The sequence below is a fragment of the Shewanella sp. YLB-07 genome (assembly GCF_009377275.1).
In genome coordinates this window covers 592,721-610,193 of record NZ_VOQB01000003.1, presented here as the reverse complement: position 1 = coordinate 610,193, position 17,473 = coordinate 592,721, and the positions used below count along the sequence as shown (strand labels likewise).

The following is a 17,473-nucleotide window of genomic DNA, read 5'->3' as shown; positions in this document are numbered from 1 at the left end:
ATCTACTCAGATAATTGGATGACTCGGAGGTTTATTTTAGGCCTAGTATCTTGCCTAGTCTGGCTGCAATAGCCGTTAGTATGGGTAAATAGAATCGTCAAATAGATGCCTTACTCACAATTATTCACATATTTCTATCAATTATCATGTGAAATACCTGTTATTTTTTCACAGATTACTCTACAAAGGTAGTAGGCAATGAAAATGAAGCTGTGACCTTGGAACTTGCTAAAGGTTTTCAGTTTCGATAACGGAAGCCTACTTTTTTCGAATCCACTTGTGGTTCCTGTGAGGATGTATATGAAGTTTGTACATAAAATAGTTATTACTGCGAGTCTCATCTTGATGTTGTCACTGGCGTGTTTATCCGGTTATCAATATTTTCAGGTGAAGCAACAAATTTACCAACAGGTATCGGGCAGTGTTGATGAGCTGGCTAGCTCCATGAGCAATAATATTGAAGCTATCATGGCTGAAAAGAAGAGCATTACCGAATATGCAGCCTCTATGCTGGGAACCGATCTATCCGATGAACATTTTCTTGAGGTGCTGGATCAGCCGATAATCAAACAGCACTTTATCTTATCGGGTATGGGATTGGAGAGCGGACATTTCGTCGGCAATGATCCTAGCTGGAATCCTGGATCGAGTTATGATCCTAGACAACGCACGTGGTATCAGGAGACGAAAAATCAGGGTGAGTTTTTGTTTACGGCGCCCTATGCCGATGCTGGTAGTGGTGAAATATTAGTCTCTGCGGCCATGCCTTTATCTGAAAATGGTGAGTTTAAGGGGGCCTTATTCACTGATATCAGTCTTAAGAGTCTGGCTGACATCAGTAACCGGGCTAACCTCTTCGGCGCTGGATATGCATTTATCGTTGGCAAGAAAGGTGAGTTTATTGCGTATCCGGACTCGAGTAAAAATGGACGTCCAATGAGTCAGGTTTTCGGCAGTCAGCTGGATACGTCAATGGCTAGTTCACAACTGGATATTGATGGCAAGATGCACTTGGTCATCTTCAGGCCTCTATCTGGACTGGATTGGAGTCTGGGAATCGTACTGGATGAGGGGGTGATATTTTCTGCTGCCGATGATCTTCGCCGTGATGCAATCTTGTATTCAGTACTGGCGTTAATTGTGGCTATTCTTCTTATGAGTGGCATCATACGCCAGTTGATGAAGCCTCTGGATATATTGAATGAAGCCATGCGAGATGTGTCTACAGGTGAAGGTGATCTGACTCGTAGGTTGAGCACTGATTCAGATGTTGAGTTCGCGACTTTGGCTGGTAACTTCAATAATTTTGTGATCAAATTGCAAGATTTGATTCAGCAGGTGAAGTCAATTGGCAGTGAAGTTAGTCAAGGTACTCAAGCGACGGCCAGAGGAGCCAGTGAAGCCTTGGAAGCCATGGGGCAGCAGACACAAGAAGTTGAGCAGCTCGCCACGGCTATGCATGAGATGTCGGTAACGGCTTCAGATGTCGCCAATAACGCGCAGAGCGCGGCCTATGCAGTCCAGCAAGCCGACAATGCGGTAAGTGAAGGAGTGACTGCCGTAGTGCAAACCACAGAGTCCATCGAGCAGCTATCAGCTCAGATAGATAATGCGGCCAATGCGGTAAAAGAGCTTGAAGCCGATACCGTGAGTATCGAGTCTATTTTAGGTGTGATTAACGCGATTGCTGGGCAAACTAATTTGTTAGCTCTCAATGCGGCAATAGAAGCCGCAAGGGCGGGAGAGTCGGGTAGGGGCTTTGCTGTTGTCGCCGATGAGGTGCGTACTTTGGCTGCGCGAACTCAGCAGTCAACTTCAGAAATTAAAGAGAAAATAGAAAAGTTACAGGTCGGTGTGGCTACTGTCGTGAGTGTGATGGATGACAGTCGACAGACAACAGTGACTACCGTCGAGAAAGCACAGGTGGCGAATGAAACTTTAGTTAAGATCCGCAGTAGTATCGAAGAGATCACCGACATGAACCTGCAAATAGCCAGTGCCGCTGAAGAGCAGAGCCAAGTTGCTGAAGAGATGAACCGCAACACTTCTAATATCCGGGATCTGTCGACGCAGGTTGCCAACAACTCGGAGCAAGCCAATGAGGCCATGAGAAACCAACTGGAGCAAGTTAAGAGGCAGGAACAGCTGTTGAATCAATTTATCGTCTAACAATTCTTTCATCATCTTCAGTAAAAAATACCCGCATTCAGCGGGTATTTTTTTGTGTGGGACTCTAATCGCCGTACTTGGATTGGGATCTTACTTCTTCAAAAGCCAGCGTTGACGGAGAATCGCCAGTCCCAGTAACATAGCCGACAAGATTAATATCGGCGACTGGCCCCATTTGGAGAAGCTGGTTTGCCCCTTCACCAGAGGGATATCGGCGACCAGCACCCCTGTCTCGAATTGAGGTAATTGGTGAGTAATATTGCCCAGCTCATCGACGACGGCGGTGACACCATTGTTGGTCGCTCTTACTAAAGGTCTGCCAAGTTCGATTGAGCGCATCTGAGCTATTTCCATGTGTTGCAGCGGCCCGTTGGAACTGCCGAACCAGGCATCGTTAGACACGGTCAGTAGAAGCTCTGTACCCTCATTGACGTTGGCTCTTAATTGTTCAGGAAAGGCTATCTCGTAGCAGATTGCCGGCGCTATCTGATGACCTAGTGCGTTGAGATTTGGCTGTTGATACGCACCTCGACTAAACGAAGACATGGGTAAGTTAAAAAGTGGTGCCAGGGGTCTTAACAGAGACTCCATAGGAACGAACTCACCAATTGGCAATAGGTGATGTTTCTTAAATTCGTTGCTGCCGTCTCCTATGTAATCTGCCTGGCTCTGGTGCTCACTGTTGTGGTTGCCGAGCACGATCAGTGAATTGTAGAAGTTATCTTGCTGGTGGCTAATAATGCCTGTGATGATGGCACTGTTGTTGAGATTAGCGACCTTGCTGGCATTATCGAGAAATTCTGACACCATATATTCCGGGGCAGGGATCGCGGCCTCGGGCCAGATGATGATATCTGCATCTAGCAGTGGACGAGAAAGGTCCATGTACTTGCTCATGGTAGGCCAGAGCGTTTCGGGCTCCCATTTCATACTTTGAGGAATATTTCCTTGTACCATGGCCACCTTGACTGTTTCGCCATCGGGTTCGACGCTAGATAGCATGGGAGACAGATAAGTCGCTAATCCCAGCAAGGGGAAAATAATAACAGCCGGACGCCAACGTTTTTGCAAACACAGGGCGAATACGCCAGCAATTAATGCCAAAACAAAGCTTAAGCCGAGTGCGCCTATGACGCTGGCGAGTACTTTTATCGGCCCTTCGGTCTGAGAATAGCCAGCCCAGAGCCAAGGGAAACCAGTCAACACCCAGCCCCTTAGCCATTCGGTTAAGGTCCACAACGCAGGAAACAAGATGATGTTTCTCATAATGGATGTCGTGGGTGATATTTTTTGAAGCAGATAACCCGTCAATGCCGGATAAAGGGCAAGGTACAAGGCGAGCAGCGCCATCAAGGCCATGGAAGCGATCAGTGGTATACCGCCATAGGTGGACATGCTGACATGTATCCAACTAATTCCGACGGAAAAGCAGCCAAAGCCGAAGCTCAGCCAGTATGTTAATCCGGCTCGAGGTGATAAGCCGCTACTCTGATGTAGTGCGAAGACGGTAGCGATGAGATAGATTGGCCATAAGCCATAGGGGGCAAAAGCGAGTGCCGTGCTGGCACCGGCAAGATATGCCAGTACCAGACGTATTTTTTCATGATGGGCAAATGCCCGAAGTTTATTCAGCATTTAAGCCTCATCATATAAAACAACCGTATTTTGAGCCGACAGCGCTTGTTCTAGGCTATCTTCTCTGCGGCATTAGGATCGGGGAGCTTGACTCTTAGCTGAAGTAATCGGCGTGTATCGGCGCTGATGACCTTAAACTCTATGCCATCTATGACGACCTTCTCATTACGTTCCGGCAGATGGCCAAACGCATGTGAGACCAGCCCGCCAACGGTATCAAATTCTTCATCACTGAATTGAGTCTTAAACTCATCATTGAAGTCTTCAATCGGGGTCAGAGCTTTGATCATATAGACCTGCTTACCCACCTTGCGTATCTCGGTATCTTCGGCTGAATCGTGGTCGAATTCGTCTTCGATCTCACCCACTATCTCTTCGAGAATATCTTCGATGGTGACCAAACCCGATACTCCACCGTATTCATCGACCACTATGGCCATATGATAACGTTGGGAACGGAATTCTTTGAGGAGTACATCGACACGTTTACTTTCGGGAACAACGACAGCGGGGCGAATAACCTGGCCGAGGGTGAAGGGCTCATCGTTGTTTTTAAAACCGTATTTGAGTAGATCTTTTGCCAGCAAGATGCCTTCGATATGATCTTTATCTTCATTTACGACGGGGAAACGTGAATGTGCGGAACTAATAACCGTAGAGAGTAGCTCTTCTACTGTATCATCGATCTGCAGTGCGACTATCTGAGCTCTGGGTATCATGATGTCTCGAACTCTTAGATCTGAGACTTCTAATACACCTTTGATCATTTCGCGTGTGTCTTCTGAGATGACCTCACGTTGCTCTGCATCGTGAATGACATCAACAAGATCATCGCGGCTCTGGGGCTCGCCCTGAAATAACTGACTTACTTTTTCAAACCAGCCCTTCTTCTGGGCGTTGGTACTCGGGGGGATATCGTCACTCATAGTGTTTTCCTAGCCTGTAATCCTATCAAATTGATGGGTGAACAGACCAATTACTGCTCCTTATATGGATTATTAAAACCTAATTTTTCAATAAGTTGAGTCTCTAGTGACTCCATTTCTTCAGCTTCAGCATCTTGGATATGATCATACCCTAGCAGATGCAGACAACCATGTACAACCATGTGGGCCCAGTGGGCTTGTAAGCTTTTGTTTTGCTGTTTAGCCTCGCATTCAACCACCGGGGCACAGATAATGAGATCGCCTAAGAGAGGGATATCAATCTCAGGCGGCGCCTCGAAAGGAAAAGAGAGCACATTGGTCGGCTTATCTTTTCCTCTATAACTGCTATTGAGCGTTTGACTCTCAGCTTCGTCGACTATTCTAATGGTTAATTCGGCTTGAGTCATGGTATCTCTGAGTGCAATGCGAACCCAAAGTTCAAAATCTGTTTGAGATGGCAGAGACTCATTCTCTATGGCGACTTGCAGATCGAGATCTAACTCGAGATGTTTATGCTTAAGATTCATTTAACGTCTTTTCCTGAAGCTTATATTGATTGTCACGTTTTTCCTTAGCTTGTTGAGCTTTCTGTTCATGCTCTTCGTAAGCTTCGACTATTCGCGCGACTACTGGATGACGAACCACATCTTTAGACTGGAAGAAGTTGAAACTAATTTCCTCAACCTTACTGAGAACCTCGATAGCGTGGCGCAGACCCGATTTCTGATTCTTGGGCAGATCGATTTGAGTGATGTCGCCTGTGATCACCGCTCGTGAGTTGAATCCGATACGGGTTAAGAACATTTTCATCTGCTCTAAGGTGGTATTTTGACTCTCATCTAAGATGATGAAAGCATCATTCAGGGTTCGACCACGCATGTAGGCGAGTGGAGCGACTTCGATGATGTTTTTTTCTATCAGGCGTTCGACCTTCTCGAATCCCATCATTTCGAAAAGGGCATCATAGAGAGGTCGCAAGTAAGGATCGACCTTCTGGCTCAGATCTCCGGGTAAGAAACCTAACTTTTCACCCGCCTCGACTGCGGGGCGGGTAAGTAGAATTCGGCGAACTTCTTGACGTTCCAGGGCATCCACAGCTGCAGCAACCGCCAGATAGGTTTTACCTGTACCGGCTGGACCGACGCCGAAGGTGATATCGTGGCGCATTATGTTAGCGACATAGTCACTCTGATTCGGATTGCGGGGTTTAATCACGCCACGCTTTGTTTTGATATAGAACTCTTTATCATCCCGAGGTACTTCGGCCTCCAGAGCGACAGCTTCCTGTATTGCCAGATGCACAGTATCGGGTTCAAGATCCTGTGTGTTGCCTCTTATGGGCTGAGTCTCGACATAGAGAGCCCTCAGCAGATTGCTGCTGGTTAAACAGTTCCTCGCTTGACCAACAATCTGGAAGTGGTTGTTTCTATAGGTTATTTCAACGCCGATCCGGCGTTCTAGTTGCTTAATATTGTCATCGAATGGCCCACATAGTGATGCCAATCTGTGGATCTCGGATGGCTCAAGATAGAGATTAAGCGTGGTTAACTTGTTAGACAAGAATGGCTCCAATTGACAATAATTAGGGTGTCACTATAGTTTCATTTTACGAGCACAGAACAAGAAATGCTAATGGTATTTGATACCTGTTAAGCAAATAAAAAAGGCGGCAATGAAGCCGCCTTAATACTTTATCTTGTTATGTTTAAGGTATGTACTGTGTCACACCTAATTCATCGTCTTTCTTATGTTTCAAAACAATATCGGAAGGTCTTAATGAGCGACGTAGATCCATCTCGTCTTCACCGCGAATAAAGGTGCCACGCAGTGAGTTGGCGTAGACATCCACAATTTCGACATCGACGAAGCTGCCTATGTGTTTAGGATTGGCCTCGAAGTTAACCACACGACTGGTTTCAGTGCGTCCTCTAAGCTCCATTGGGTTCTTGACCGAAGGGCCTTCGACCAGAATGCGCTGAACTGTGCCCAACATTTGACGGCTGTAACGCATCGCCTGCTGAGTGATACGCTCTTGCAAGATGGCCAAGCGCTCTTTCTTCTCTGCCAGAGTTACATCGTCTGGTAGATCAGCTGCGGGAGTGCCGGGGCGTGCACTATAGATAAAGCTAAAACTATGATCGAAAGCGACATCTTCAATCAACTTCATGGTGTCGGCGAAATCTTGCTTAGATTCCCCCGGGAAGCCAATGATGAAGTCTGAGCTGATCTGAATATCAGGACGCGCCTTACGCAGACGACGAATGATCGACCTATATTCGATAGCCATATGACCACGTTTCATCTGAGTCAGAATATGATCTGAACCCGATTGTACCGGCAGGTGCAGGAAGCTAACCAGTTCGGGGGTATCTTCATAGACATCTATGATGTCTTGAGAGAATTCGATTGGATGGCTGGTGGTAAATCTAACCCTGTCGATACCGTCGATAGCGGCGATATAACGCAGTAGCTCGGCAAAGGTACAGATATCATCATCATGGGTCGCGCCGCGAAATGCATTCACATTCTGGCCCAGTAAATTGACTTCACGAACACCTTGCTCGGCAAGCTGAGCGACTTCCAGGATGACGTCATCCACGGGACGGCTCACCTCTTCGCCACGTGTGTATGGTACCACGCAGAAAGAGCAATATTTACTACAGCCTTCCATTATCGAAACGAAAGCCGTCGGACCATCGGCTCTAGGCTCTGGCAGTCGATCGAACTTCTCGATTTCAGGGAAGCTGATATCGATAACAGCCTTGCCGCCTTGCTTGACCTGATCGACCATCTCAGGCAAACGATGCAAGGTTTGCGGGCCAAAGATGATGTCGACGCATTGAGCACGCTCTTTGATCATCTTGCCTTCCTGAGAGGCAACGCAGCCACCGACACCTATTATTAGGTTCGGATTTTTATCTTTTAACTTCTTCCAGCGTCCAAGTTGATGGAACACTTTTTCCTGAGCCTTTTCACGAATAGAGCAGGTGTTCAGTAACAACACATCGGCTTCTGCAGCGTCATCTGTCAGGGTGTAGCCCTTATATTCGTCCATCAGGTCGGCCATCTTGGATGAGTCATACTCATTCATCTGACAGCCCCAGGTTTTGATATGGAGTTTCTTGCTCATCAGTTTATGTCACTCTTGGAACCACGGGAAAAACAGCGCGACATTTTACCTCTTGAACAAGTCACTGGCTAGCTTTTGGGCATTTTTATTCAAAAATACTGCGGACTGTAAGTGTTACCTTGCCAAGTATTGAGTGTATTTGGTGCTTTCCTGGCGGACTTGTCTGCCTGAAGTTGTCTGTGTATTGACTGAGCCATTTGCATTGAACCTGCCCGAGCCTGAGTATAAATGTCTGCCTGTATCTGTAGTCTGAAATAGGCCAAGAGTTCCGTCGTATATTGATATAGGGCATAATCTATAGGCGAGCGATAGGTTACAGTAATGACTTCCATGGCGGAGGATCTCATCGCCGGATTCGATGGCGCTGCCAAAGCTGTGGTAGGTAACAGGCTGCTCATGACTAATATAAAGGCTGTGATAAATTTCATAGTATTCTCACTCATTCCATTGGTTTGATTTGCAAGACTGAGTGTAAGGCAGGAATTTGTGTGATAATTGTACGGATTGTAAGCAGGTGTGAGTAGTTCGGCTATAGAAACATTTGCATACTCATCTGAGAATTTTGAAATGATTGTTGGGCTATCTAATGCCTGTAAATTAGAATGAGTGATTAGGGAATGGTTATTTGATGTGTAGGAGTCTTGGTGAGTCAATCGCAAACTGAAATTACTAAAAGAGATGTGGTTATCTTGGGGGGAGGCATGATCGGTGCCGCAACGGCCATAGGTTTAGCGCAACTAGGCTTGAGTGTTACCGTGATTGAGGCGTTCAGACCCGAGGCATACTGCAGTGAGCAGGCCATAGATTTAAGAGTCTCTGCAATTAGCTTAGCTACTGAGACCTTGCTGGAGCGTCTAGGTGCGCTCGAGAGTTTGACTCAGATGCGACGAGCGCCATATTTAGGTCTGGAAACCTGGGAGCTAGAGGGATGTATCACTCGTTTTCATGCCAATGCCATAGGTGTGTCTCATCTCGGGCATATTGTCGAGAACCGTTTGATCCAGTTGGCCTTGTGGCAAGAGTTCGAGTCTCTCGATAACCTCGAGTTACTTTGCCCCAGAAGTCTTGATAGCTTTAGTCGCTCCGAGAACGGGGTTTGTGTGACCTTAGACGATGGTCAGCGACTCGATGCCAAGTTATTAGTCGGTGCCGATGGGGCCAACTCTCAGGTTAGAACTTGGGCCGGGATCGGCTTAACGGGTTGGGATTATGCCCAGTCGGCCATGTTGATTAATATCGAGACGGCCATAGAGCAACAAGATGTGACCTGGCAACAGTTTACCCCCAAAGGTCCCAGATCTCTGTTACCACTCCCGGGAAATAATGCTTCTCTGGTCTGGTATGATGATGCCAGTCGAATCGCTCAGCTATCGAAATTGAGTAACACAGCTCTGGCTCAGCAGATTAAGATGCATTTTCCTGAGCGATTGGACAGGCAGTTTGAAGTCTTGAATAAAGGCAGTTTTAAGTTGACCCGACGCCATGCTCAATCTTACTTTTCCGATAATCTGGTAATTTTAGGTGATGCGGCTCACACCATTAATCCCCTAGCTGGACAAGGGGTCAATATTGGCTTTAAAGATGTCGATGCATTGATCTCGGTGATTTCGAATAAACTGAGTCAGCAAGAGGCTTGGTGGAGCAATGCTGCATTGAGTGAATACCAAACTCGTCGTTACCGAGATAATCAACTGATGATGTCGGCAATGGATCTGTTTTATGCCGGATTTAGCAATGATTTACTACCACTAAAAGTACTGCGAAATGCTGCGCTTAAGTTTGCGAATATCGACTCGCCGATTAAGAAACAAGTGCTCAAATATGCCATGGGACTCTAACCCAATTACGGATATTAGCGCTATTTAAACTCGGGCCTTAGGATCCGTATGGCGCATCTACGAGTTTCTCGATCAAACCAATTTTGCTTATAATTTGTTGCGCCGTGGATTGAGTGTTAAAATGCCGCGTTTTTATTTTGCGCGTGACGTTTAGCCGGCATCATTGTACGGCGGGTGTGCGCCTCGTATTAAAGAATGGGCTAAATGAGTAACATAAAACTGATTGTAGGACTCGCTAATCCTGGTGAAAAATATGCGCAGACCCGACATAACGCTGGGGCTTGGTATGTACAAGAGCTCGCCAGAATATGCGGTGCAACTCTGATCGCCGATAGCAAGTATTATGGCTTAACCGCTAGAGTGAACCTGCATGGTAAAGATGTTCGTTTACTGATCCCGAGTACGTTTATGAATCTCAGTGGTAAGTCAGTTGGTGCGATGGCGAATTTCTTTCGTATCCAAGCCGATGAGATCTTAGTCGCTCATGATGAACTCGATATGCCACCTGGAGTGGCCAAGTTCAAACTGGGTGGTGGGCACGGTGGTCATAACGGTTTAAAAGATATCATTGCCAGCATGGGGAATGATAAAGGTTTCTATCGATTACGAATCGGCATAGGTCATCCTGGTGATAGAAACCAAGTCAGTAATTATGTACTGGGCAAGGCTTCGGCAGCTGAGCAGACTCAGATTGAAACTGTGCTCGATGAGGCTGTACGCTCAACCGAGTTATTGTTTACTGAAGACATGGCAAAAGCCATGAACAGGTTGCACACCTTTAAAGCTTAGAGGTGTATTTGTTTAAGTCTTAAACCGCATTGGTTTATAACAAAATTTGATGAAGTGACACTTGGTGACTTCTTAAGAACTTAACTGGCAGTATTACTGTTAGTTTACTATTGATATTAAAGGTAAAGATATGGGTTTTAAATGTGGCATCGTAGGCCTGCCAAACGTAGGTAAATCAACGTTATTTAATGCGTTAACTAAAGCTGGCATCGAAGCGTCGAATTTTCCGTTTTGTACGATCGAACCCAATACTGGTGTCGTGCCTGTACCCGACTCTCGTCTCGATGCCTTAGCACAGATAGTTAACCCTGAACGTGTAATACCGACAACGATGGAGTTTGTCGACATTGCAGGTCTGGTTGCAGGTGCATCTAAAGGTGAAGGACTGGGTAATAAGTTTCTGGCTAATATCCGTGAAACAGATGCCATCGGTCACGTTGTGCGTTGTTTCGAAGATGAGAACATTGTGCATGTCGCTAATAAGATCTCACCAGCCGAAGATATCGAAGTGATCAACACTGAACTGGCTTTGGCGGATCTGGATTCATGTGAGCGTGCTATTCATCGTCAGGCAAAGCGTGCTAAAGGTGGCGATCAAGAGGCTAAATTTGAAGTCTCTGTGCTGGAGAAGATGCTTGCTCCTTTGAACGAAGGCACTATGTTACGTTCTTTAGATTTGTCGGTCGAAGAGAAAGCCGCTGTTGCTTATCTGAACTTCTTGACGCTAAAGCCTACCATGTATATCGCTAACGTGGCCGATGATGGTTTCGAAAACAATCCGCATCTGGATACAGTTCGTGAAATAGCAGCGAAAGAGAATGCTGTTGTCGTGGCAGTATGCGCCTCGATTGAATCAGAGCTTGGAGAGATGGACCCTGAAGATCGCGACGAGTTCATGGCAGATCTTGGTTTGGAAGAGCCTGGTTTAGACCGTGTAATTCGTGCCGGTTACGATCTACTGACACTGCAAACATACTTCACTGCAGGTGTTAAAGAGGTTCGTGCCTGGACTGTTGCCATAGGTGCGACAGCCCCACAAGCTGCCGGCGTGATCCACACAGATTTTGAACGTGGCTTCATTCGTGCTCAAGTTATGGCTTATGACGACTTCATTACCTATAAAGGTGAGGCCGGCGCTAAAGAAGCTGGTAAGCTAAAAGTAGAAGGCAAATCTTATATAGTGAAAGATGGAGATGTGATGCATTTCCTCTTTAACGTATAAGGGTTTGACCCTTATGCTCATACTCATATTAGGACGTGAAGCTTAATTTCATGGCTATAAGTTGGTGATGTAATAAAGGCTCAATGGTATTCATTGAGCCTTTTTGCTTTTATGGGAGGGCTCTTTCGCGTCAGCTCTCTATCTCTATGGCGTTTAAGCGGCTATATTTGTGCATCTGCTGCTCAGTTTGGTGAAGTAATAGCCGAACGGTAGATTTAGTTTCAATTAGCGAAAAAAGCGGTTGACCTCAATACGCTGAATAAGCATAATACGCCCCGTTCCTCACCAAGAGGAACAGGTGTACAGTGGCAATATAGCTCAGCTGGTTAGAGCACAGCATTCATAATGCTGGGGTCGCAGGTTCAAGTCCCGCTATTGCTACCATCTTTCTCAGGATGTTAAACCGAGTGCAGTGTTAAGTGAGGTCTAGTGCTTAGGTTCAAGTCTCATTATTCACTAGCATCTTTTCTCAGGATGTTAAACCGAGTCATCTTTCCCCTAGATGTAAAACTAGAGATATGTGCGGGTGTGGTGGAATTGGTAGACACGCCAGATTTAGGTTCTGGTGCCGCAAGGTGTGAGAGTTCAAGTCTCTCTTCCCGTACCATTTATATTGAATAATAGGTTTTCCTATTTTTCGAAACGTGTTTTGATTGGGGTATCGCCAAGCGGTAAGGCACCGGGTTTTGATCTCGGCATTCCCAGGTTCGAATCCTGGTACCCCAGCCATTTTCTCACGTTTCAGTAATCTAAAAGATTATTGGGGTATCGCCAAGCGGTAAGGCACCGGGTTTTGATCTCGGCATCCCCAGGTTCGAATCCTGGTACCCCAGCCATTTTTATACGTGATAACGTATCGATTGGTTTATGTGGCAATATAGCTCAGCTGGTTAGAGCACAGCATTCATAATGCTGGGGTCGCAGGTTCAAGTCCCGCTATTGCTACCATCTTCTCTCAGGATGTAAAATCGAGTGCAGTGTTAAGTGAGGTCTAGTGCTTAGGTTCAAGTCTCATTGTTCACTACCATCTATTCAAGATGTAAAATTGGAAATCAGTGCGGGTGTGGTGGAATTGGTAGACACGCCAGATTTAGGTTCTGGTGCCGCAAGGTGTGAGAGTTCAAGTCTCTCTTCCCGTACCATTATTAAAAAGGTTAAAGGCTATTTTAGCTGCGAAAGTAGTAAATAGAGTCTGTAGCTTAGTAAGAAATTTGTTGGGGTATCGCCAAGCGGTAAGGCACCGGGTTTTGATCTCGGCATCCCCAGGTTCGAATCCTGGTACCCCAGCCACTTTTAACATCTACTCAAGATGAAAAACTAGAGCGTGAATTTGACTCGTGCTATATTTATATAGAAGCGGGATTTAATTCCAAGACATCTTAATCAAGATGTAAACTTGATGCAGTGCGGGAGTGGTGGAATTGGTAGACACGCCAGATTTAGGTTCTGGTGCCGTAAGGTGTGAGAGTTCAAGTCTCTCTTCCCGTACCATTTTAAACATAAAGGTTGGGTTAAACTGATTTTATGTCTCAGATACATTTAATGTATCTCATCCTATTCAGATGTAAAACTTATGCAGTGCGGGAGTGGTGGTGTTGATATTAGACACGCCAGATTTATCTCTTAGCCTGTCATCTATTCAAGATGTAAAATTGAAGTCAGTGCGGGAGTGGTGGTGTTGATATTAGACACGCCAGATTTATCTCTTAGCCTGTCATCTATTCAAGATGTAAAATTGAAGTCAGTGCGGGTGTGGTGGAATTGGTAGACACGCCAGATTTAGGTTCTGGTGCCGTAAGGTGTGAGAGTTCAAGTCTCTCTTCCCGTACCATTTATTGAAACAGTAAAGCCTGTCTTACGACGGGCTTTTTTGTGTCTGGAATTTACAGGTCAATCTCTGCAATTTTATCAGGATGTAAACTTGATGCTGTGCGGGAGCACTCCGCTGTAAAGGTCTGTTTAAGAGATGACTGGTTTAAAGGATTTGTTCTTTTAGAGACTGTAGGCTCGTCAGATTTAGTTTCTGGCATCATGGGTATGATAGAGGGCTTTAACTTGTTAGAACCTCAAATAGGGCTTATGAACCTAAAGGCTTGATACAAATAGAGGCTCCCTGTCATGAACGCGCCTATATTCTATTGCTTACCTCTTTCCTTTTGATAGCCTCCCTTGTTAGTCAGATGTAAAAACGACTCTTTTATGGCATCATCCTATTTAAACTGAAAAGGAGATTATTTTGAAAGGGACATTTATAGCTTTTCTCTGCTTAATAGGGATGTCTGGTTTTTTATATGCTGCACCAAGCGAGCTAGTTATCGACTCGAAGGTAAAACCTAAATCATATGAGCGCTATATTCGAGCGGTTCATAAAGAAATTCCAGCATCTAAAAACATCAAATTCACCCGCTTTGCGATTATTGAAGGCATGCTAAATACTAAAGGCATTGCCTGGGTCTTTGAGGGCGAGGGAGATGGCTATATTTTAGCGCGCTTCGATTATAGAGGTGACACCAATGTGATGCGTATCGAATATGATGACAAGCTTGTGCAGCTTAAATATCATGCTGCATTGGGTGATTACATTTGTGAAAATAACCTAGATGATATCTGCTATAAGAACAGCCGTGGTTATTATAACTATATAAAAAACCTGCGAAATAGCATTAAACGTGAATTGGCTAAGGGGTAAGCGATGAAGGTTAAAATATCGATCATTCTCATTTTATTATTTAGCCTCTCATCCCAAGCATATGAGCTTAAGTTTTACGCGAACCCTGTACCATTCAGTCCTTATGTCGAAGATATCGATGGCTTGCTTGAGTCTGCCGTTAGTCGTAATCATTGGACGTATCGTGTAGAGGAAGGGAGACGTTATGCTCATTTAGAATATAAGTCCTATCGCATCGAAGTTGAGCTGCTTGTTGAAAACGGTGGGGTATCCATAGTTGAGCTTTCGGTGGCTCGTCCAGAGTGCAAAAGAAAATGCAGTATAGATCAAGATAAAGTCGACGCCTGGTTAGTAGGTATGCGCAGGCACATAGCGCTTGCTGTGACTAAAGCATTCCGAGAGGATGCCTTGAAGCAGATATATCTCTAATTGCTAGGCACAAAAAAGGCACTCATCGAGTACCTTTAATCATTTACAGTCAAATATTGACTAGTGTTTAAACATCGCAGAGATAGACTCTTCGTTGCTAACACGACGGATAGCTTCGGCCAAAACCGCAGACATAGACAATTGAGTCACTTTTTCAAGTGCCTCAATATCTTTTTCTAGGGGAATGGTGTCGGTAACGATAACTTCATCGATAACAGACTCGGCGATATTCTTAGCCGCATTACCCGAAAATACTGGATGAGTCGCGTAAGCAAATACACGGTTAGCGCCATGCTCTTTCAGGGCTTCGGCAGCCTTGCATAGAGTGCCGCCGGTATCGATCATATCATCGACGATGATACAGTCACGACCTTGAACGTCACCTATGATGTGCATTACCTGAGCAACGTTAGCCTGTGGACGACGCTTATCGATAATGGCGAGATCAGAGTCATCCAGTAGTTTAGCTACTGCGCGGGCGCGAACAACACCACCGATATCCGGAGAAACAACGACTGGGTTATCAAGATTCTTTGATAGCATATCTTCTAGCAACACAGGGCTACCAAATACGTTATCGACAGGAACATCGAAGAAACCCTGGATCTGCTCAGCATGCAGGTCACAAGTTAACACGCGGTCAACACCTACGCTCGATAGGAAGTCTGCGACAACTTTGGCTGTAATAGGGACTCGAGCGCTGCGTACGCGACGGTCTTGACGAGCGTAACCGAAGTAAGGGATCACTGCGGTAATACGTCCGGCCGATGCACGACGTAATGCGTCGACCATCACGATAAGTTCCATCAAGTTATCGTTGGTCGGTGCACATGTAGATTGAATGATAAAGACATCCGCCCCACGTACATTTTCGTTTATCTGGACACTGATTTCCCCGTCGCTGAACACGCCTACTGCTGCGTTTCCGAGTTTGCAGAATAGACGATCGGCTATCTTCTTAGCGAGAGCAGGTGTTGCGTTACCAGCAAAAAGTTTAATGTCAGGCACTGTATGAACCTCAGGCGTATGCTTCATTTTTAGTGGCTGGAGTAAGATTAGGTCTACTCCAGAGCTTTAGCCTCTATAGTCGAGTTAAATGCGACTCTAGGGGCGATATATTTGTCCCTTTAGCGACAAAGCCTCGCATGTCCTTCGGCAATTTAGCCAGGACCTCTAAGGCTTGATGCTGCAGTTCGAATTGACCGAAAATACACGCTCCGGTTCCAGTCATTCTAGACGGCGCATATTCTATCAGCCAGCCCAAGGTGTTGGCAACTTGAGGGTAGCGTTTAACGACGAAATCTTGGCAATCATTTTTCCATGGGGCACTCATCAAGGAGTCTATGTCTAACTTAGGAGTGTCGCGGGTAAGTTGTGGATTTTGGAACACAGCTGCAGTGGAAACATGTACATCGGGTATAAGGATCAAGTACCAATGCTCTTTCGGTGCAAAGGGGATGAGTTTTTCGCCGACACCTTCGGCAAATGCAGATAAACCATTAATAAAAACAGGCACATCGGCACCAAGCTCTAAGCCTAGCACCATCAGTTGATCCTTAGATAACTGAGTGTCCCAGAGTGCATTTAATGCCACTAAAGTGGTGGCTGCATCGGACGAACCTCCACCTATTCCTCCCCCCATAGGCAAGCGTTTATCCAGCCAAATTTCTGCACCTTTTTGGCAATTACAAAATTTTTGCAATGATTTTGCGGCTAAGAGAATTAAGTTATCACAATCTGCGACAGCGTTATTCATGTTCGAGTGTAACGTTAAATCTGATGATTGGGTGACTCTAAAGTCTAAATAGTCACAATAATCGACAAATTGAAACAGAGTCTGTAATTCATGGTAGCCATCATCACGTTGATTATTGATGTGTAAAAAGAGGTTGAGTTTTGCCGGGGCTGGCCAACCTAATGATAAATTCGTGTCTGTCATCTAGCGTGTGCTCGCATCAATTTTCGTACTCTTGTTAATCTGGTTCGTCGAGGGGACAAGATCATTATTAGCGAGTGCTTGCCATTGGGTCACTTGTATTTTGAGCCGCAGATCGACTCTCTTTAATTGCAATAACCTAGGTATCTGAGCACCACTCTGATGTTGCCACTTGAGAAACTCTACCTGCCATGGAGGCGTCTCTAATGGCGTAAATAAGCTTACTGGCCTATTCTTTTCATCAAATGAGCTGACTTCATCATCCGACGATACTTGGCCCGTTATCCATAGAGGTAAGGCGTCGACTGGGATAGACCAACCTGTGACATTGGTTAACAGCTGTTGCGCATCATGGTGTTCATATGTTTTTCCATCAACCTCTAAGCGTGCCATGCCATGCTCAGTGGTTAAGGACAGAAGAGTAGTGCCAAGCATAGTGGTGAGTTTGAATTCATTTTTTGTCTGTGTGTGAAGCCAGTATAAATTAGTGCTGAAACTATCCTCGGGTGTTTTGACGGCAAGTTTGCCTCGCATCTCCCAAGCGTTGGCTTGAGATACTTTATCGACTTGTATCGGGACCAAGTTAGTTGGAGTCGTGGTACATGCCGATAGCAAACTTAGGCTCAGGAGCACCAATAAGAGAGGTGTTTTTGTGATATAGCTCAAATTATTCATCTATGGCTGATAGTGAGGTTCTCTATGATACGAAGGCTTGTTAAGAATACCAGCCC

The 17,473-nt window shown here is 45.6% G+C and carries 15 protein-coding genes and 9 tRNA genes; 15 read left to right on the top strand and 9 right to left on the bottom strand.

The features are described from left to right. The first annotated feature begins 300 nt into the window (after positions 1-300). Positions 301-2,169, top strand: a complete 1,869-nt coding sequence (locus FS373_RS09540; RefSeq protein ID WP_185976967.1) for a methyl-accepting chemotaxis protein — start codon at positions 301-303, stop codon at positions 2,167-2,169. A 90-nt stretch (positions 2,170-2,259) separates the two neighbouring features. Here the strand turns inward: FS373_RS09540 and lnt are convergent, their stop codons facing one another. The 6 genes from lnt to FS373_RS09510 form a co-directional block, all read right to left on the bottom strand. Continuing rightward, positions 2,260-3,804: an apolipoprotein N-acyltransferase gene (gene lnt / locus FS373_RS09535; RefSeq protein ID WP_144045295.1), complete on the bottom strand. Its 1,545-nt coding sequence runs from the start codon at positions 3,802-3,804 to the stop codon at positions 2,260-2,262. A 50-nt stretch (positions 3,805-3,854) separates the two neighbouring features. After that, the gene (gene corC / locus FS373_RS09530; protein ID WP_152829308.1) at positions 3,855-4,730 is read right to left on the bottom strand and encodes a CNNM family magnesium/cobalt transport protein CorC; all 876 of its coding nucleotides are present in this window, start codon (positions 4,728-4,730) and stop codon (positions 3,855-3,857) included. Positions 4,731-4,780: 50 nt separating this feature from the next. Further along, entirely contained in the window at positions 4,781-5,257 is a 477-nt protein-coding gene (ybeY, locus tag FS373_RS09525; RefSeq protein WP_144045296.1) for an rRNA maturation RNase YbeY, read from the bottom strand. Beyond that, positions 5,247-6,290 carry a PhoH family protein gene (locus tag FS373_RS09520; protein ID WP_152829307.1) on the bottom strand — a complete coding sequence of 348 codons (1,044 nt, stop codon included), beginning with the start codon at positions 6,288-6,290 and terminating at the stop codon, positions 5,247-5,249. The genes ybeY and FS373_RS09520 overlap by 11 nt, the downstream gene beginning before the upstream one ends. A 145-nt stretch (positions 6,291-6,435) precedes the next feature. Beyond that, positions 6,436-7,860, bottom strand: coding sequence for a tRNA (N6-isopentenyl adenosine(37)-C2)-methylthiotransferase MiaB (miaB, locus tag FS373_RS09515; protein ID WP_152829306.1), 1,425 nt, complete (start codon positions 7,858-7,860; stop codon positions 6,436-6,438). Between the two features lie 89 nt (positions 7,861-7,949). Beyond that, positions 7,950-8,288, bottom strand: a complete 339-nt coding sequence (locus FS373_RS09510; protein WP_185976968.1) for a hypothetical protein — start codon at positions 8,286-8,288, stop codon at positions 7,950-7,952. A gap of 216 nt (positions 8,289-8,504) precedes the next feature. Here FS373_RS09510 and FS373_RS09505 point away from each other — a divergent pair, with 216 nt between their 5' ends. From FS373_RS09505 to FS373_RS09440, 14 genes are all read left to right on the top strand, one after another. After that, complete coding sequence (locus tag FS373_RS09505) at positions 8,505-9,698, top strand: FAD-dependent oxidoreductase (RefSeq protein ID WP_322619476.1); 1,194 nt, start codon at positions 8,505-8,507, stop codon at positions 9,696-9,698. A 204-nt stretch (positions 9,699-9,902) separates the two neighbouring features. Then, complete coding sequence (gene pth, locus FS373_RS09500; protein WP_144045300.1) at positions 9,903-10,487, top strand: aminoacyl-tRNA hydrolase; 585 nt, start codon at positions 9,903-9,905, stop codon at positions 10,485-10,487. 130 nt (positions 10,488-10,617) lie between these two features. Continuing rightward, on the top strand, positions 10,618-11,709 hold the full coding sequence (gene ychF / locus FS373_RS09495) for a redox-regulated ATPase YchF (protein ID WP_144045301.1): 1,092 nt from the start codon (positions 10,618-10,620) through the stop codon (positions 11,707-11,709). Positions 11,710-12,016: 307 nt separating this feature from the next. Beyond that, positions 12,017-12,093, top strand: a tRNA-Met gene (locus FS373_RS09490). Between the two features lie 138 nt (positions 12,094-12,231). Beyond that, positions 12,232-12,316: transfer RNA gene (locus FS373_RS09485), tRNA-Leu, on the top strand. 47 nt (positions 12,317-12,363) lie between these two features. Beyond that, a tRNA-Gln gene (locus FS373_RS09480) sits at positions 12,364-12,438 on the top strand. Positions 12,439-12,470: 32 nt separating this feature from the next. Then, a tRNA-Gln gene (locus tag FS373_RS09475) sits at positions 12,471-12,545 on the top strand. A 35-nt stretch (positions 12,546-12,580) separates the two neighbouring features. After that, a tRNA-Met gene (locus FS373_RS09470) sits at positions 12,581-12,657 on the top strand. Between the two features lie 109 nt (positions 12,658-12,766). Further along, positions 12,767-12,851 (top strand) — tRNA-Leu (locus FS373_RS09465). A 73-nt stretch (positions 12,852-12,924) separates the two neighbouring features. After that, positions 12,925-12,999: transfer RNA gene (locus FS373_RS09460), tRNA-Gln, on the top strand. Between the two features lie 116 nt (positions 13,000-13,115). Then, positions 13,116-13,200: transfer RNA gene (locus tag FS373_RS09455), tRNA-Leu, on the top strand. A 255-nt stretch (positions 13,201-13,455) separates the two neighbouring features. Beyond that, positions 13,456-13,540 (top strand) — tRNA-Leu (locus FS373_RS09450). 405 nt (positions 13,541-13,945) lie between these two features. After that, positions 13,946-14,398: a hypothetical protein gene (locus FS373_RS09445; RefSeq protein WP_227992635.1), complete on the top strand. Its 453-nt coding sequence runs from the start codon at positions 13,946-13,948 to the stop codon at positions 14,396-14,398. A gap of 3 nt (positions 14,399-14,401) precedes the next feature. Further along, a complete protein-coding gene (locus FS373_RS09440) occupies positions 14,402-14,806 on the top strand; it encodes a hypothetical protein (RefSeq protein ID WP_152829304.1) in 405 nt (134 codons plus the stop codon). A gap of 60 nt (positions 14,807-14,866) precedes the next feature. Here the strand turns inward: FS373_RS09440 and FS373_RS09435 are convergent, their stop codons facing one another. The 3 genes from FS373_RS09435 to lolB form a co-directional block, all read right to left on the bottom strand. Continuing rightward, positions 14,867-15,814: a ribose-phosphate pyrophosphokinase gene (locus tag FS373_RS09435; protein ID WP_144045303.1), complete on the bottom strand. Its 948-nt coding sequence runs from the start codon at positions 15,812-15,814 to the stop codon at positions 14,867-14,869. A 73-nt stretch (positions 15,815-15,887) separates the two neighbouring features. After that, positions 15,888-16,745 (bottom strand): 4-(cytidine 5'-diphospho)-2-C-methyl-D-erythritol kinase, encoded by an 858-nt coding sequence (gene ispE / locus FS373_RS09430; protein ID WP_144045304.1) that lies wholly within the window; start codon positions 16,743-16,745, stop codon positions 15,888-15,890. Beyond that, a complete protein-coding gene (lolB, locus tag FS373_RS09425) occupies positions 16,746-17,417 on the bottom strand; it encodes a lipoprotein insertase outer membrane protein LolB (protein ID WP_144045305.1) in 672 nt (223 codons plus the stop codon). It abuts the gene before it with no gap. Positions 17,418-17,473: the final 56 nt, after the last annotated feature.

Bases quoted from the DNA above. Each gene is read 5' to 3' on its own strand.
- lolB (WP_144045305.1), bottom strand. From the start codon at position 17,417: ATGAATAATTTGAGCTATATCACAAAAACACCTCTCTTATTGGTGCTC.
- corC (WP_152829308.1), bottom strand. From the start codon at position 4,730: ATGAGTGACGATATCCCCCCGAGTACCAACGCCCAGAAGAAGGGCTGG.
- miaB (WP_152829306.1), bottom strand. From the start codon at position 7,860: ATGAGCAAGAAACTCCATATCAAAACCTGGGGCTGTCAGATGAATGAG.
- pth (WP_144045300.1), top strand. From the start codon at position 9,903: ATGAGTAACATAAAACTGATTGTAGGACTCGCTAATCCTGGTGAAAAA.
- FS373_RS09440 (WP_152829304.1), top strand. From the start codon at position 14,402: ATGAAGGTTAAAATATCGATCATTCTCATTTTATTATTTAGCCTCTCA.
- lnt (WP_144045295.1), bottom strand. From the start codon at position 3,804: ATGCTGAATAAACTTCGGGCATTTGCCCATCATGAAAAAATACGTCTG.
- FS373_RS09540 (WP_185976967.1), top strand. From the start codon at position 301: ATGAAGTTTGTACATAAAATAGTTATTACTGCGAGTCTCATCTTGATG.
- ybeY (WP_144045296.1), bottom strand. From the start codon at position 5,257: ATGAATCTTAAGCATAAACATCTCGAGTTAGATCTCGATCTGCAAGTC.
- FS373_RS09510 (WP_185976968.1), bottom strand. From the start codon at position 8,288: ATGAAATTTATCACAGCCTTTATATTAGTCATGAGCAGCCTGTTACCT.
- ychF (WP_144045301.1), top strand. From the start codon at position 10,618: ATGGGTTTTAAATGTGGCATCGTAGGCCTGCCAAACGTAGGTAAATCA.
- ispE (WP_144045304.1), bottom strand. From the start codon at position 16,745: ATGACAGACACGAATTTATCATTAGGTTGGCCAGCCCCGGCAAAACTC.